This window comes from Roseateles chitinivorans (genome assembly GCF_002761755.1).
Classification (GTDB): domain Bacteria; phylum Pseudomonadota; class Gammaproteobacteria; order Burkholderiales; family Burkholderiaceae_C; genus Roseateles; species Roseateles chitinivorans.
Map to the genome: position 1 here is coordinate 65,242 of NZ_PEOG01000008.1, position 16,234 is coordinate 81,475.

14 protein-coding genes are annotated in these 16,234 nt (G+C 65.4%); 12 read left to right on the top strand and 2 right to left on the bottom strand.

The window, feature by feature from the left end:
* The first annotated feature begins 41 nt into the window (after positions 1–41).
* Genes CS062_RS03265 through CS062_RS03275 form a run of 3 tightly spaced genes read left to right on the top strand, consistent with a single transcriptional unit; the run spans position 42 to position 3,068 of the window.
* Positions 42–1,004 (top strand): ABC transporter permease, encoded by a 963-nt coding sequence (locus CS062_RS03265; RefSeq protein ID WP_099860034.1) that lies wholly within the window; start codon positions 42–44, stop codon positions 1,002–1,004.
* 19 nt (positions 1,005–1,023) lie between these two features.
* Positions 1,024–2,019 (top strand): ABC transporter ATP-binding protein, encoded by a 996-nt coding sequence (locus CS062_RS03270; RefSeq protein WP_099860035.1) that lies wholly within the window; start codon positions 1,024–1,026, stop codon positions 2,017–2,019.
* A gap of 23 nt (positions 2,020–2,042) precedes the next feature.
* Positions 2,043–3,068: an ABC transporter ATP-binding protein gene (locus tag CS062_RS03275; RefSeq protein WP_438270447.1), complete on the top strand. Its 1,026-nt coding sequence runs from the start codon at positions 2,043–2,045 to the stop codon at positions 3,066–3,068.
* 241 nt (positions 3,069–3,309) lie between these two features.
* Here CS062_RS03275 and lptM read toward each other — a convergent pair whose 3' ends face one another.
* Positions 3,310–3,687: an LPS translocon maturation chaperone LptM gene (gene lptM, locus CS062_RS27360; protein ID WP_368372846.1), complete on the bottom strand. Its 378-nt coding sequence runs from the start codon at positions 3,685–3,687 to the stop codon at positions 3,310–3,312.
* Here lptM and cyaY point away from each other — a divergent pair.
* Complete coding sequence (cyaY, locus tag CS062_RS03280; protein WP_438270448.1) at positions 3,568–3,915, top strand: iron donor protein CyaY; 348 nt, start codon at positions 3,568–3,570, stop codon at positions 3,913–3,915. The genes lptM and cyaY overlap by 120 nt on opposite strands.
* An 84-nt stretch (positions 3,916–3,999) precedes the next feature.
* Here cyaY and CS062_RS03285 read toward each other — a convergent pair whose 3' ends face one another.
* Positions 4,000–6,441 carry a penicillin-binding protein 1A gene (locus tag CS062_RS03285; protein WP_099860036.1) on the bottom strand — a complete coding sequence of 814 codons (2,442 nt, stop codon included), beginning with the start codon at positions 6,439–6,441 and terminating at the stop codon, positions 4,000–4,002.
* A 442-nt stretch (positions 6,442–6,883) separates the two neighbouring features.
* On the opposite strand from CS062_RS03285, the gene CS062_RS03290 reads away from it, so the two are divergent.
* The 8 genes from CS062_RS03290 (at position 6,884) to aroB (ending at position 16,233) form a co-directional block, all read left to right on the top strand.
* Positions 6,884–7,963, top strand: coding sequence for a pilus assembly protein PilM (locus tag CS062_RS03290; RefSeq protein WP_091731533.1), 1,080 nt, complete (start codon positions 6,884–6,886; stop codon positions 7,961–7,963).
* Positions 7,960–8,571: a PilN domain-containing protein gene (locus tag CS062_RS03295; RefSeq protein ID WP_199174158.1), complete on the top strand. Its 612-nt coding sequence runs from the start codon at positions 7,960–7,962 to the stop codon at positions 8,569–8,571. Before CS062_RS03290 ends, CS062_RS03295 begins: the two co-directional genes overlap by 4 nt.
* A 7-nt stretch (positions 8,572–8,578) precedes the next feature.
* The gene (locus CS062_RS03300) at positions 8,579–9,286 is read left to right on the top strand and encodes a type IV pilus inner membrane component PilO (RefSeq protein ID WP_099860037.1); all 708 of its coding nucleotides are present in this window, start codon (positions 8,579–8,581) and stop codon (positions 9,284–9,286) included.
* Positions 9,286–9,837 carry a pilus assembly protein PilP gene (locus CS062_RS03305; protein ID WP_099860038.1) on the top strand — a complete coding sequence of 184 codons (552 nt, stop codon included), beginning with the start codon at positions 9,286–9,288 and terminating at the stop codon, positions 9,835–9,837. The genes CS062_RS03300 and CS062_RS03305 overlap by 1 nt, the downstream gene beginning before the upstream one ends.
* A 26-nt stretch (positions 9,838–9,863) precedes the next feature.
* Complete coding sequence (locus CS062_RS03310; RefSeq protein ID WP_199174162.1) at positions 9,864–12,056, top strand: type IV pilus secretin PilQ; 2,193 nt, start codon at positions 9,864–9,866, stop codon at positions 12,054–12,056.
* A 166-nt stretch (positions 12,057–12,222) separates the two neighbouring features.
* Complete coding sequence (locus tag CS062_RS03315) at positions 12,223–14,505, top strand: Ig-like domain-containing protein (RefSeq protein ID WP_099860040.1); 2,283 nt, start codon at positions 12,223–12,225, stop codon at positions 14,503–14,505.
* A gap of 17 nt (positions 14,506–14,522) precedes the next feature.
* Positions 14,523–15,107, top strand: a complete 585-nt coding sequence (locus tag CS062_RS03320) for a shikimate kinase (RefSeq protein ID WP_438270451.1) — start codon at positions 14,523–14,525, stop codon at positions 15,105–15,107.
* On the top strand, positions 15,088–16,233 hold the full coding sequence (aroB, locus tag CS062_RS03325) for a 3-dehydroquinate synthase (RefSeq protein WP_099860042.1): 1,146 nt from the start codon (positions 15,088–15,090) through the stop codon (positions 16,231–16,233). Before CS062_RS03320 ends, aroB begins: the two co-directional genes overlap by 20 nt.
* The last annotated feature ends 1 nt before the right edge of the window (position 16,234 follow it).

Genomic DNA, 16,234 nt, shown 5'->3' on the forward strand with positions numbered 1-16,234 from the left:
CGCTCGCCATCGATCCGACAGCCTGCTGCCCGCCTTCCTGAATGACTGCCTCACTTCCCCCTTCGCCGGCCTCCGGCGCGTCGGCCGCACGACCGCCCAATGCGCTGAGCCGCTTCTTCGATGGCGACGTCTGGCATTCCTTCACCCACTCGCCGACGGCGATGGTCGCCGCCTTCGTCGCGCTGTGCTGCCTGGTCTGCGCGCTCTTCGCGACCTGGATCGCACCGCACGATCCCTTCGATCTTTCCGCGCTCGAGCTGATGGACTCACGCCTGCCGCCGGCATGGATCGAAGGCGGCTCGAGCAAGTACCTGCTGGGCACCGATGACCAGGGCCGCGACCTGCTCTCCGCGATCATGTACGGCGCGCGCATCTCGCTGCTGGTGGGCGTGGCCTCGGTGATCCTGTCGATGATCATCGGCGTCGGGCTGGGGCTGCTGGCGGGCTTCGTCGGCGGCAAGGTCGACGCCTTCATCATGCGCATCTGCGACGTGATGCTGTCCTTCCCGTCCATCCTGATCGCGCTGCTGATCGACGGCATCGGGCGCGTCGTCTTCAAGGACGCGCATGACACGCTCGCCTTCGCAGTGCTGATCCTGGCGATCGCGCTGACCGGCTGGGTGCAGTACGCGCGCACGGTGCGTGGCTCGACGCTGGTCGAGCGCAACAAGGAATATGTCCAGGCCGCGCGGGTGATCGGCGTCAAGCCGCTGGCGATCATGTGGCGGCATGTGCTGCCCAACGTCACCGGACCGGTGCTGGTGCTGGCGACGCTGCAGGTGGCCTCCGCGATCCTGACCGAGGCGACGCTGTCCTTCCTCGGCGTCGGCGTGCCGCCCACCAGTCCGTCGCTGGGCACGCTGATCCGCATCGGCAACGACTTCCTGTTCTCCGGCGAATGGTGGATCACCATCTGGCCGAGCGCGATGCTGGTGCTGATCGCGCTGTCGGTGAACCTGCTCGGCGATTGGCTGCGCGACGCGCTCAATCCTCGCCTGCGCTGACGATTCGATGGACGGCCCCATGACCGCACCTCTCCTGCAAGTTCGCCACCTGCGCGTGGAATTTCCAACCCGCCGCGGCACGCTGCTGGCGCTGGACGACGTGTCCTTCGACATCGCGCCGGGCGAGGTGCTCGGCGTCGTCGGCGAGTCTGGCGCGGGCAAGTCGCTGACCGGCTCCGCGATCATCGGTTTGCTCGAACCGCCCGGGCGCATCGCCGGCGGCGAGATCCTCCTCGAGGGCAAGCGCATCGACAACCTGCCCGCCGACCAGATGCGGCGCATCCGTGGTCGGCAGATCGGCGCGATCTTCCAGGACCCGCTCACCTCGCTGAACCCGCTGTACACCGTGGGACGCCAGCTCGTGGAGACGATCACGACGCACCTGGGCCTGACGCCCAAGCAGGCACGCGTCCGTGCGATCGAACTGCTCGCCGCGACCGGCATTCCGGCGCCCGAAGCGCGTGTGGACCAGTACCCGCACCAGTTCTCCGGCGGCATGCGGCAGCGCGTGGTGATCGCACTGGCACTGGCGGCGGATCCCAAGCTGATCGTGGCGGACGAGCCGACGACGGCGCTCGACGTGTCCATCCAGGCGCAGATCATCGCGTTGCTCAAGCGCGTGTGCCGCGAGCAGGGCGCGGCGGTGATGCTGGTCACCCACGACATGGGCGTCATCGCCGAGACTTGCGATCGCGTGGCGGTGATGTACGCCGGGCGCGTCGCCGAGATCGGTCCGGTGCAGGAGGTGATCCATCGCCCCGGTCATCCCTACACGTCCGGCCTGATGGGCTCGATCCCGGCGATGGACGAAGACCGCGAGCGACTGGTGCAGATCGACGGCGCCATGCCTCGTCTCACTGCGATCCCGACCGGCTGCGCCTTCCATCCGCGCTGTCCGCGGGCCTTCGATCGCTGCCATCGGCAGCGCCCTGAACTGATGAAGGCCGCGGCGACCGATGCGGCCTGCTGGCTGCACGCCACGGACCTGACCACCGTGCAGGGAGATGTCGCATGACGGTGATGACGGAGGCGTCCCAGGTGTCGGATGCCAAGGGATCGACGAAAGCGCCAGGCTCCGCGCTCGTCGAGGTCCGCGATCTGGCCAAGGTCTTCGACGTGTCGGCCCCATGGCTGAACCGCGTGGTCGAGCGCAAGCCGCGGCAGTTCGTGCATGCGGTGGACGGCGTCAGCTTCACGATCGAGAAGGGCCGCACCCTTGCGCTGGTCGGCGAGTCCGGATGCGGCAAGAGCACCGTGGCCCGTTTGCTGGTCGGCCTGTACACGCCGACGCAGGGCGAGGTGCGCTTCGATGGCGAGGACATCGCCGCCACGCTGAAAGGTCCGAAGGCGCTGGCGCTGCGGCGCCGGATGCAGATGATCTTCCAGGATCCGTATGCGAGCCTGAATCCACGCTGGAAAGTTCAGGACATCGTCGCAGAGCCGCTACGCGAGCACGGCTTGGTGCGCGACGCCGACGGGCTCAAGCGCCGCGTCGGCGAGTTGCTGCAGTCCGTGGGCCTCTCTCCGGCAGACGCGGAGAAGTTCCCCCATCAGTTCTCCGGCGGACAGCGGCAGCGCATCTCGATCGCCCGCGCACTGGCCACGGAGCCGGAATTCCTCGTCTGCGACGAGCCGACCTCCGCACTCGACGTCTCCGTCCAGGCGCAGGTCCTCAACATCATGAAAGACCTGCAGCGCAAGCAGGGGCTGACCTACCTCTTCATCTCCCACAACCTCGCCGTGGTGCGGCACGTGGCCGATCAGGTCGGCGTGATGTACCTCGGCCGACTGGTGGAACAGGCCGACAAGCGCTCACTGTTCGCGACGCCTCGCCATCCGTATACGCGCATGCTGCTCGACGCGATTCCCGACATCCACATGTCGGGACGGTCGCGGACGCCCGTTCAGGGGGAGGTGCCGAATCCGCTCAACCCCCCTAGCGGGTGCAGCTTTCATCCGCGGTGCCCGCATGCGAATGCGCGCTGTGGCGCGGAAAGGCCGAAGCTGCTGGAAATCAAGGGCGTGCGGGTCGCCTGCCATGCGGTGGAGGAGGGGAGGATCTGAAAACCTCCTACTTCGGACGGTGGAGCGGCGTGGGCAGGACCGGGGCCGGCGACTCCCGTCGTGCCTCGGGCGCTCAACTCCCGCCGCTCGCCTGCGGCTCGCTTTGGTCAGACAGAACGCGCCTGGTCAGAATGGACGGCACGACTTCGTCGCCGGCCCCGGCCCTGCCCACGGCGTGAGAACGAGGACTTCGACGAGGACGGCGGGTGAGGACTTCGCGGGGCGAGGGCGGGCGATGGGATCAGTTCGGGGCGCTGGCGGCGGAAGCGGCAGGCTGTGCGGGAGCGCTGGCGGCCGAGGGCGGATGCTTGGCGTGCTGAGGAAGCTGTAGTGGGCGCTTCTGGCCGCACGCGGTGAGGGCTACGGCGACGGCGCACAACATCAAGGTCGTCATGGCCTTGGGGGTACCGCGACGAGGGGGTGTGCAGGCTGCGCCTACACTTCGCGTCTTCACGTTCTTCATGGGCTCGCAGTCTAGCGAGTCCGCCTCCCGCTGCACATGACCGCCACCCCGCTGACCGATGCCGAATACGACGCCCGCACCGACGCCGTGCTGGCCAGCATCGAATCCACGATCGACGCCTGGCTCGACGACGACATCATCGACGTCGACCAGCATCGGACCGGCGGGCTTCTGGAGTTGCAGTTCCCGGATCGCAGCAAGATCGTCGTCAACACCCAGCCGCCGCTACACGAGCTGTGGCTCGCATCACGTCGCGGCGGCTACCACTTCAAGTTCATCGACGGCCACTGGCTCGACACCAAGGACGGCCGGGAGTTCTTCGCCCGTCTGTCCGAAGAAGCCTCGCACCACGGTGGCAAGGCGCTGAAGTTCATCGGCGTCTGATAGCAGTCCTCAACCTGGGGGCGCAATGCCCGATGAAAAAGGCGCCCCGCGGGGCGCCTTCGCACGAGTGGACGGCTGGGCCGTTCAGCGCTTGAAGAGGTCGAGGATGCTCTTCTTCTCTTCCTCGGTGCCGGATGTCGGCACATGCTCCTCGTTGCCAAGCGCCTTCACCCCGTTGTTGTTGGTGAACTCGTCGTAGAACCACTCGCCGTTGACGTTGACCACGCCTTCGGGGGGCTGGATTTCCTGGACCGGCGTGTTGCGCAGCGCGTACTGCATGAACTCAATCCACACCGGCAGCGCCAGACCGCCGCCGGTCTCGCGATCGCCCAGCTTGCGAGGCTGGTCGTAGCCGATCCAGACGACCGAGACCAGGTCCGGTTGGAAACCCGCGAACCAGGCGTCCATCGAATCGTTGGTCGTGCCGGTCTTGCCGTAGATGTCGGGACGCTTGAGCGTGGCCTGCGTGCGCGACGCCGTGCCGCTGCGTGCGACCTCCTGCAGCAGGCTGTCCATGAGGAAGGCGTTGCGCGGCTCGATCGCGCGCTGCGAATCCTCGAAGGGCTTCGGTTGCTGTTGATACAGCACGCGTCCTGCGTGGTCGGTGATGCGTTGCACCAGCTGCGGCGCGATCCGGTAGCCGCCGTTGGCGAAGACCGAATAAGCCTGAGCCATCTGCATCGGCGTCACTGAACCGGCACCGAGGGCCATCGTGAGGTAGGCCGGATGCTTGTCGGCATCGAAACCGAAGCGAGTGATCCAGTCCTGCGCGTACTTCACGCCCACCGACTGCAGCACCCGGATCGACACCATGTTCTTGGACTTGGCCAGCGCGCGCCGCAGCGGCATCGGGCCATCGAACTGGCCGTCATAGTTCTTGGGCTCCCAGGGCTGACTGCCCGTGGTCGTGGCGTCGAAGAACAGCGGGCCGTCATTGACGATGGTCGCGCCGTTGAAACCCTTCTCCAGCGCAGCCGAGTAGATGAAGGGCTTGAAGCTCGATCCGGGCTGCCGCCAAGCTTGCGTGACGTGGTTGAACTTGTTCTTGTTGTAGTCGAAGCCTCCCACCAGCGCGCGCACGCTGCCGTCCTTCGGACTGAGCGCCACCATCGCGCCCTCGACTTCCGGCAACTGGGTGATCGTCCACTCGTCCTTGTTGTTCTTGACCAGCTTGATGACCCGGATGACCGCGCCGCGCCGGATGCGCGTTTTCGGATTGCCCTTCTCGGACAGGCCGGAGGTCGCCGGCTTGAGACCTTCGCCGGTGATCGTCACCGACTCACCGCTCTGCAGTGCCGCCACGACCTGCTTGGGACTGGCTTCCAGCACCACGGCCGCGAGCAACTCGTCGTTGGCTGGGTGGTCGGAGAGCGCCTCGGCGATCCGGGTGTCCAGCTCCTTGGGGTCTGCCGGCAGGTCCACGTAAGCCTCTGGACCGCGATACACCTGCCGACGCTCGTAATCCATGATCCCGCGGCGCAGCGCTCGGTAGGCGCGCTCCTGCTCGTCGGCATGCAGCGTCAGGTAGACGTTCAACCCGCGGGTGTAGGCCTCGTCGCCGTACTGGCTGAAGATCAGCTGGCGGGCCAGCTCGGCCACGTACTCCGCGTGGCTGGCCGCTTCCTGCGGTGGACGGATGCGCAGCTTCTCGGCCTTGGCTTGGGCGTGCTGCTCGGGCGTGATGAAGCCCATCTCCAGCATCCGGTCGATGATGTATTGCTGGCGCAACACTGCTCGGCGGGGATTGTTGATCGGGTTGTAAGCAGATGGTGCTTTCGGCAACCCGGCGAGCATCGCGGCCTCGGCGATCGACAGATCCTTGAGCGGCTTGCCGAAATAGACCTCGCTGGCCGCCGCGAACCCGTAGGCCCGGTGTCCCAGGAAGATCTGGTTCATGTAGATCTCGAGGATCTTCTCCTTGGGCAACGCGCTCTCGATCTTCAGCGCCAGCAGGATCTCGTAGATCTTGCGGGTGAAGGTCTTCTCGGTGGAGAGGTAGAAGTTGCGAGCCACCTGCATCGTGATGGTGGACGCGCCCTGGCTCTTGGACTCGCTCACATTGGCCAAGCCGGCCCGTATCACGCCCAGGTAGTCCACGCCGCCGTGCTGATAGAAGCGGGCGTCCTCGATGGCCAGGATCGCGTTCTGCATCACCTTGGGGATCTCGCGGATGTCGGAGTAGCTGCGGCGCTCCTCGCCGTACTCAGCCAGCAACTGGCCCTCGCTGGACAGCACGCGAAGCGGCAACTTGGGTCGATAGTCCGTCAGGCCGCTGATGTCGGGTAGCTGCGGGTAGGCAATCGCCAGTGCCATGCCGACCAGCAGCACCACCGCGCCCACGCCGGCAAGGATCAGGCCGACCAGCCATCCCAGTGCCCGGACGAACCACGGACGGCGGGGCTTGTCTCCCCCCTTGGCCTTCTTGCGGGGGGCACCGCCCTTGTCAGGCTTGGACGCGGCGCCCTTGCCGGGGTCGGAGGGGGCGTCGAAGGAAGGTTCGTTGTCGGATGAATGCTTCGAGGGCATGGGCCGGAGTGTGCAATCTTGCTTGCCTGGCCGCGCCCTATCAGGGCCTCTACGGGTGACGATGCGGGCCGCGAGCGGCGATTATAGGAACGGCCCTGAAGCAGGCCCGGCGCGTCCTGGATCACCTCTCTTGACTGTTACAGGAGTTGTCGAGACTTTCGCGGACACTGCGCGGCTGCCTTTTCAGCCCCCTCGAGACATCCCTCACAAGGTGGTCCGGAGCGAAATTGGGCAAAGCGGGAATCTGGCGCGAAACCGTGCGGAATGGGGAGTCGAAAGGTCATTTTTCGACGCTTTACCACCCCTCGGTGGCGTGTATGTTACGCAACGCTGCGTTACTTGCTGTGACCGCTTTGCCTTGGGGCGACAAAGGCTTTGCTGATAGCATTCAAGTAACTTATTAACAAACCGGCGCATGAGCGGCGCGTTGGGGGAACGCATCATGGGGCTGTTGGATCTACTGCGCGGACGTGCGCATCCACCCATGATTGGCCTGGACATCTCATCGTCCAGCGTCAAGCTTGTGGAATTGAGTCAAAACTCGAGTGGCGAATACGTTTTGGAACGTTTCGCGACCGAGCCATTTGAAAAGGGCTGGATTACCGACGGCCAGATCGAGAAATTCGACGAGGTGGCGGACGCGGTCCGGCGAGTGGTCACCCGCAGTGGCAGCCGCACGCGGCAGGCCGCGCTGGCGATGCCGCAGAGCTCGGTGATCACCAAGAAGATCATGCTTCCTGCAGGGCTCCGCGAGGAAGAGCTCGAACTGCAGGTCGAGGCCGAAGCCAACCAGTACATCCCGTTCTCGCTGGACGAGGTGTCGCTGGACTTCTGTGTCATCGGCCCGAGCCCCACGTCCGTCGGCGACGTCGAGGTCCTGATTGCCGCGTCCCGTAAGGATCGCGTGCAGGATCGCCAGGCGCTCGCGGAAGCTGCCGGCCTCAAGCCGGTCGTGCTGGATATCGAGTCGCATGCATCGCGGATGGCGGTGGGGCGCCTGGTCGAGACGCTGCCCAACGAGGGCAAGGATGCGTTGGTCGCGTTGTTCGAGATCGGCGCCGACACCACCTCGCTGAAGGTGCTGCGCGATGACGAGATGCTCTACGACCGCGACCAGGCCTTCGGCGGTTCACAACTGACGCAGCTGATCTCCCGCCAGTACGGCTTCTCGTTCGAGGAGGCGGAGCAGAAGAAGCTCAGCGGCGAGATGCCAGATGACTATGAGCCGCAAGTGCTGACGCCGTTCGTCGATTCCCTGTCCCAGGAGATCGGTCGGGCGCTTCAGTATTTCTTCACCAGCACCCCGCACCACAAGGTTCACTACGTGATGCTCGCCGGCGGCACTGCCACGCTGCCGGGTCTGAAGGAACGGGTGACAGAACTGACGGGCTTCGCCTGCATGGTGGTGAACCCGTTCGAGAACATGGTGCTCGGGTCCGCGGTGCGGGAGTCCAAGCTGCGCCGTGAAGCTCCTGCGTACTTGACGGCCTGCGGCCTCGCCATGCGGAGGTTCTTTCAGTGATTCTGATCAACCTGCTCCCGCACCGCGAGGAGAAGCGCAAGCGCCGCAAGGCCGCGTTCTTCGTCGGGCTGGGAATGTCCTTCGTCGTCGGTCTGCTGATCGCCGCATTCATCTACCTGCTCCTGCAACAACTGACCGCCGCCCAGGCGGAGCGCAATGACTATCTGAAGGCCGAGATCACCAAGCTCGACACGCAGATCAAGGACATCGCGACGCTGCGCGCCGAGATCGAGGCGTTGCGCGCCCGCCAGCGTGCGGTCGAGAACCTGCAGAGCGACCGCAACACACCGGTTCACCTGCTCAACGAGCTGGCCCAGTTCACGCCGGAAGGGGTGTTCCTGCAGTCGGTGCGTCAGACCAACAAGGTCGTCGTCATCGCCGGCGTGGCCGCCTCCAATGAGCGCGTGTCGGAGATGCTGCGCAACCTCAGCCGCGCCGAATGGGTCGAGGCGCCGGACCTCGTCGAGATCAAGGCCGCGCCGGTGAATCCTCGCGATCCACGCCGTCTCTACGATTTCTCGATCAAGGTCGGCATCAAGAGCGCGAATCCCGAAGCCGCTGCCGGCGCCGCCAGTGGCGCTGGCGCCACGCCGCCGAAGAAGTCGTGAGGACCCCATGGCAACGTTGAAAAACCTGGACCTCAACGCCTGGTTCGCGGACTTCTCCGGGCAGTTCCAGAACCTGAACATGCAGGAGCCGGGCCAGTGGCCGCCGGCGCCTCGCTACGTGTCGTTCATCGTGGTGGCGCTGCTCACCGTCGTGCTGGGCTGGTTCGCAGTGCTTTCCGACGAGCAGTCCGCGCTCGACGCCGAGCGCGAGAAGGAACCGCATCTCAAGGAAGACTTTAACAACAAGCTGACGCAGGCCGTGAATCTGCCGGAGTTGCGCAAGCAGAAGAGTCAGGTCGAGGAGTACGTCCTGCAGCTTGAGAAGCAACTCCCCGGCAAGGCCGAGATGGATGCGCTGCTGTCGGATATCAACCAGGCCGGACTGGGCCGCGGGCTCCAGTTCGAGCTGTTCCGCCCGGGCGGGATCGTCATGCGCGACTACTACGCCGAGCAGCCGATCGCGATCAAGGTGACTGGTCGCTATCACGACATCGGTTCGTTCACCGCGGACGTGTCCAACCTGTCCCGGATCGTGACGCTGCACGACATGTCGATCGCTGCGCCGGTCGCAACCGGCGGGCAGAACGCGCCGCCGCGCACCGACACGAACGCGACCCTGACGATGGAAGCTACCGCGCGAACCTATCGCTACCTCGACCCCAACGAGGTCGCGGAGCAGAAGAAGGCTGCGGCGGCCGCGGAGAAGAAGAAATGATGCGCCTCGTTCGCTCTTCCGACCGCACACGGGGCCTGCTGGGTCTCATGCTGGTCGGCGCCGCCCTGGCGGGGTGCTCCGCCGGAACCGACGAACTGCAGCAATGGATGGACGAGCAGCGCCAGCAGACGCGCCCGACCGTCAAACCTCTGACGCCGCCGAAGACTTTCCAGCCCCAGCGCTATGAGGCCCTGGCCGTGGTGGACCCCTTCAGCACGCAGAAGCTGACGGTCGCGCTGCGGCGCGAGGCGGCGCAGCCCAGTTCACTGCTGGCGGCCGAGATGAAGCGCCGTCGTGAGCCGCTGGAAGCCTTCCCGCTGGACAGCATGGCGATGGTGGGCAGCGTATCGCGCGAGGGGCGTCCGTATGCGCTGCTGCGTGTCGACAACCTGCTGTATCAAGCCCGGGTCGGTGATTACCTGGGCCAGAACTTCGGTCGCATCACCAAGATCAGCGAAACCGAAATCACGTTGCGAGAAGTCGTCCAGGACGCTGCGGGCGAATGGATTGAACGCACCAGTACTCTCCAGCTTCAGGAGCAGGGACGATGAAGAACACTGTTGTGGAGAACGCTTCGATGAGCGTCCAGACGAGGGAACGAGCAGGGCGCGCCAGGCGCTGGCAAGCGCTGGCCTGCGCAATGAGCCTGGCGGTGCTGATGCCGGTGCAGGCCTGGGCCCAGAACATGATTCGGTCGATCAGTTCGACCCAGCAGGGCGGCGCCGACATCGTGCGCATCGAGCTGGCGAAACCGCTGACCGAATTGCCGCGCGGCTTCGCCGTGCAAGCACCGCCGCGCATCGCGCTGGACCTGCCGGGCGTCTCCAACGGCATGGGCCGTAACGCGGTCGAGATCAACTCCGGCAACATGCGCTCCGCCAATGTGGCGCAGGCCGGTGATCGCAGCCGCGTCGTGCTGAATCTACGTCAGGCGAGCACCTACCGCGCGCAGTTGCAGGACAACTCGCTGCTGATCTTCCTGGATGCCGCTCCGTCGCCCGCGACGGCTGCCGCGGCCGGCCCCGCGGCAGCGACCACCGAGCCGGTGCATTTCGCGCCGAGCCAGAACGCGACCACGCAAGCGCTCCAGGACATCGACTTCCGTCGCGGTAACGATGGCGCGGGCCGCGTGGTCGTGAACCTGCCGAGCAGCCAGGTCGGCGTGGACATCCAGCAACAGGGGCAGAACCTGGTGGTCGAGTTCCTGCGCAGCGCGCTGCCGGAGCGTCTGCGCCGCAAGCTGGACGTGACCGATTTCGGCACGCCTGTGCAGACGGTGACCGCGACCCAGCAAGGGGACCGGGTGCGCCTGGTCGTCACGCCCAAGGGCGCGTGGGAGCACAGCGCCTATCAGAGCGACAACCAGTTCGTGCTGGAAGTGCGTCCGCAGAAGGTGGATCCGAACAAGCTGACGCAAGGCCCGGGCTACAGCGGCGACAAGCTCAGCCTGAACTTCCAGAACATCGACGTGCGCGCGCTGCTGCAGGTCATCGCTGACTTCACCAACTTCAACGTCGTGACCAGTGACACCGTCACCGGCAACGTCACCCTGCGACTCAAGGATGTGCCTTGGGATCAGGCGCTGGACATCATCCTGCAGGCCAAGGGCCTGGGGCTGCGCAAGTCCGGCAACGTGCTGTGGATCGCGCCGAAGGAAGAGCTGGCCAACAAGGAAAAGGCTGAACTCGAGGCCAAGCAGGCCGTGGCCCAACTGGAGCCGCTGCGCACGCAGTCCTTCCAGATGAATTACACCAAGGCCGAGGAAGTGGCCAAGGGCCTGACCGGGCAGAACAACCAGGGTGGCAGCAACGCGAACGCGTCGCGCATCCTCTCGCCGCGCGGCAGCGTCATCTGGGAAACCCGCACGAACCAGCTGTTCGTCAGCGACATCCCCTCGAAGCTGGAAGAGATCCAGGCCCTGATCGCCAAGATCGACGTGCCGGTGCGGCAGGTGCTGATCGAGGCCCGCATCGTCGAAGCCGACGACAAATTCGGTCGCGCACTGGGCGTGAAGCTGGGCGCCTCCGACCTGCGGGGCCGGCAGGGCGGTATTCCAGGCTACAACGTCGGTGGCAGCAACTACGTGACGATTGGGGGCAACTACTCGGCGGTCGGCTCGCAGACCAACCAGCAGACGAGCTACAACTACAACGACTCGCAGTTCGTCAACCTGCCGGCGAATGTCTCGGGTGACGCCTTCGGCGGTGCGACGGCAGCCAACTTCGCGCTGTCGCTGTTCAGCGCCACGGCGAACCGCTTCCTGAACCTGGAGATCTCCGCGCTGGAGGCCGATGGCCGAGGCAAGGTGGTGTCGAGCCCGCGCGTCGTGACGGCGGACCAGACCAAGGCGCTGATCGAGCAGGGCGAGGAAATTCCGTACCAGCAGTCGACCTCCAGCGGCGCCACCTCGATCACCTTCAAGAAGGCAGTGCTGAAGTTGGAAGTCACGCCGCAGATCACGCCGGAAGGCAACGTCATCCTGACGGTCGACGTGAACAAGGACAGCCGCGGCACGCTGACCCCGCAGGGCTATGCGATCAACAACAAGCATGTGCAGACGCTGGTGCTGGTGGAGAACGGCGGCACGGTGGTGATCGGTGGCATCTACACGCAGGAAGATCTCGAGACCGAGAACAAGGTCCCGTACCTGGGCGATATCCCGCTGCTGGGCAACCTGTTCAAGAACAAGTCGCGCAGTTCGGCGAAGACGGAACTGCTGATCTTCATCACGCCGAAGGTGGTGAGCGATCGCGTCACGGCCACGCGCTGATCGCGGCGGCGCCTCGGCGCCGCTTCGCGGCAACGGCCGTCATGAACCAAAGGGCGTTCGCGTGAGAAATGCCGCCACAAGAGCCGGAAAGGGCCGGCGGCGCGAGCGCATATCAGAGAGGATGCCGCGGCCTGAACAAATGCTGCGGACGCAGGAGTAGCAAGACATGAAGCGAATCGAACGAGTGGCCGGCGCCGGCAACGGGATGACGCGCGGCGCCGCCCGCCTGATGCTGACGGCCACGATGGTGGCCGTGCTGGCCGCTTGCGGCGGTGGTGGCGGCGGCAGCGATGCAGGTACCCCGGTGGTCGGTGGTGGTGGCACCGGTGGCGGCGGCACGACCACGCCGGTCACCAAGCCGACGATGACCTTGGCGTTGTCTTCGTCCACGGTGACCGCGAACGCGCCGGCCACGGTCACCGCTTCGCTTCGGACCGCTACTGGCGCGCCGATCCCCGGCACGGTCGTGACATTCACCACCGCAGGCAACCTCGGGAAATTCGAGCCGGCCTCGGCCCTGACCAATGACAGCGGCGACGCGATTGTGACGCTGTCCCCGGCGAGTGCTACCAGTACCGGCGCCGACACGATTACCGCGACGGCAAGCGTCAACAACGCCAACGTGACGGCGACTGGCGGCTTCCAACTGGCGGCGACCAACGTGACGATCACGTCATTGACTTCCGATCTCACGCTGCCTGCGCTTCCGCCCAATGGGGAAACCACGTTGACCGTCGCGCTGTCGTCGTCCGCGATCGGCACTCCGGTGAATGTGTCGCTGACCTCGGCCTGTGTCATTGCTGGCCGAGGAACCTTGACGCCTGCCAGCTCGGTGACGACGAGCACCGGCGTGGCGACCTTCCGCTTCCGCGACAACAGTTGCGGCAGCTTCCAGAATACGGATACCTACCAGGCGTCCATCGCCGGCAGCGCTGCCACGCAGTCCTTGTCGCTGAACCTGGGCAAGCCCTCGGCGCAAAGCATCCAGGCCACCAGCAACGCGACGCAGACGATCTACCTGAAGGGCTCCGGCTATACCGAATTCGCCAATGTGTCGTTCCGCCTGGTCGACGCCAGCGGCAATGGCGTGCCGAACCAGCCGATCGATCTGACTGCCAACATCTGGTCGGGTGGCCTCACGCTGGACGGGGCGACGCAGACGACGATCACCAAGAACACGGACAACAACGGCGACGTGGTGGTGCGCGTCAACTCCGGCACGGTGCCGACGCCGGTTCGAGTGTCCGCCACACTCAAGGGCACGTCGATCTCGACCGTGTCCAGCGCGCTGTCCATCGCGGTCGGCTTGCCTTCCCAGCTCAACTTCTCGCTGGCCCAAGGGACGATCAATATCGAAGGTGGCAGCCGTGATGGCACGGCGAACACCTATTCGATCATCGCGTCCGACCGCCTTGGCAACCCGGTGCCGGACGGCACGGCGATCAACTTCGTCTCCGAAGCCGGCCAGGTTGTGAACACCGTGTTCACGGCCAAGGATTCCAACGGCATCTCCCGCGCCACGTCGAACTTTGTCTCGTCGGAACCGCGTCCTGCGGACGGCCGGGTCACGGTGCTGGCGTATGCCCTCGGCGAAGAATCCTTCGTCGATCAGAACGGCAATAACGTCTACGACGCCGGTGAGCAGTTCCAGAACCTCGGCTCGGTGTTCCTCGATCGGCTGTACAACAACCACTACAGCAACACCGATCAGTTCATCAAGCAGAACGACAGTACCGGGACTAGCGTCTGCACGAATGATCCCAACAACGTGTTGACGCAGCCGGCCACCTCGCTGTTCAAGTTCACCGCCTACACGCCGTATGTGCCGAACACCTGCGATGCAGCTCAGGGCAAGGCCTATGTCCGTCGCGCGGTGGAGACGGTCTTCTCGTCGTCGACGGCAGCCATCGTGTGGGGTTTGAAGGCGCCGGAGAACCTGCGCGGCGTTTGCCCTGACAAGCGCGAGCTGATTGACTTTGGCGCTTTCGGAGAGGAACCCAAGGACAGTGGCTTGTACGGCTACTACCGCGACGCGAATAACGTCGTGCAGCGCTCGACCTGGCTGGGATATTCGCAGGACGAAGCGGCTCGCCCCAACCTCCGTCAGGTGGCTCCGGTGGGTACTGGCGTTGTCTACTCCGGCGGATCGTCGAGCCTGTCGCTCCTCTTCTTCGTCAGTGACAACAACCCGGTCGCCTTCAACCCGATGCCTGCCGGCAGCAAGGTCACGGCAACTGGCAGCGATGGTCTGACGGTCACGGTGCAGGCCGGCGCCACCACGCCGAGTACCTCCTATCCCACCGGCGCGTCGATCGATGTGAAGTTCGCGGACACCACAGCGTCCGGGACCGTGTACATCACCGTCACCTCGCCGAGCGGCTCGGCGGTGACGGTCGCGCAGAACGTCGCCAAGGCGGCTGTCCCTGCGACTCCGGCGGCGTGCGATTGAGGTTGAGTTTGGTCGGCATGCCCGGCGGTGGCAAATCCACCGTCGGTCGACTGCTGGCCAGACAGCTCAACATCCCCTTCGTCGACTCCGACGCCGAGATCGAAAAAGATCTCGGCGGCGAGTCGATCAAGGACTACTTCGCCCGTCAGGGCGAAGCGTCGTTTCGGGACCTCGAATCGCGCGTGATCGCGCGGCTGCTCGAGGACGCGGGAGCGGGCCGGGAAATGATCCTGGCGACCGGCGGCGGCGCCGTGCTGCGCGAGATCAATCGCGACCGGCTCAAGTCGCATTCGACAGTCGTGTACCTTCGCTCGTCGCCTGAAGAACTCTTCCGACGGTTGAAGCACGACACCCAGCGGCCGCTGCTGCAGGTGGCCAATCCGCTGGCGAAGCTGCGCGACCTCTATGGCCAGCGCGATCCCCTCTATCGCCGCTGCGCGCACTTCGTGCTCGAGTCGAGCCGCCCATCGGTGCATGGGTTGGCCAACATGATCCTGATGCAGTTGGAACTGGCAGGGCTGATCGATCCCGCGCGGGTGGCGGCAACCGTCGGGGCGAGCGAGGCCCCGTACACTTCCGGGAATGACCGCTCCGCTTCCTGATTCCACGTCTTCCGCGGCGGCGTCGGCCGCCGGCGCAACCACAGTCGCCATCGACCTCGGCGATCGCCGCTACGACATCCTCATCGGCTCCGGACTCTTCGATGACGCGTCGACCTGGTCCGGGCTGCCGCGCGCCGCTGTCGCACTGATCGTCACCAACGACACCGTCGCGCCGCTCTACCTCGAGCGCCTGAAGCGCCAGTTGGCGCCTCATTACAAGCAGGTCGAGTCGGTCGTGCTGCCGGATGGGGAGCAGCACAAGAACTGGGCGTCCCTGGACCGCGTCATCGATCACCTGCTCGCTGGCGCGGCGGATCGCAAGACGGTGCTGTACGCGTTGGGCGGCGGCGTGATCGGCGACCTGACCGGTTTCGCGGCCGCCATCTACATGCGCGGCGTGCCCTTCGTGCAGGTGCCGACGACCCTGCTGGCGCAGGTCGATTCGTCGGTGGGCGGCAAGACCGCGATCAATCACCCACGCGGCAAGAACATGGTCGGCGCGTTCTACCAGCCGGTGCGGGTCGTGGCCGATCTCGACACGCTGGATACCTTGCCCGATCGGGAACTGTCCGCCGGCCTGGCGGAGATCATCAAGTACGGACCGATCGCCGACGAGGCTTTCCTCGCTTGGATCGAGGCCAATCTGGATGCCCTGCTTGCGCGCGACAAGTCAGCGCTGGCTCATGCGGTGAAGCGTAGTTGCGAGATCAAGGCTTGGGTCGTCGGTCAGGATGAGCGCGAGAGCGGTCTGCGCGCGATCCTCAACTTCGGCCATACCTTCGGCCATGCGATCGAGACCGGCCTTGGCTACGGCGAGTGGCTCCACGGCGAAGGCGTGGCATGCGGGATGGTGCTGGCCTCCGAGCTCTCGGCCCGGTTGGGCTTGATGCCTCCGGCCTTCGTCGACCGGATGACGCGCGTGATCGAGCGCGCCGGGCTGCCGGTGGTGGCGCCCCGAATGCCGATCGAGCGATGGCTGGACTTGATGCGGGTCGACAAGAAGAATGAGGGCGGCGAGATTCGCTTCGTGGTCATCGAGTCCCTGGGCAAGGCCGGCCTCCGGGGCGCGCCCGACGCACTGGTGGCCGAGGTGATCGAGGCCCACACCGAGCCCGGACAACGCTGAG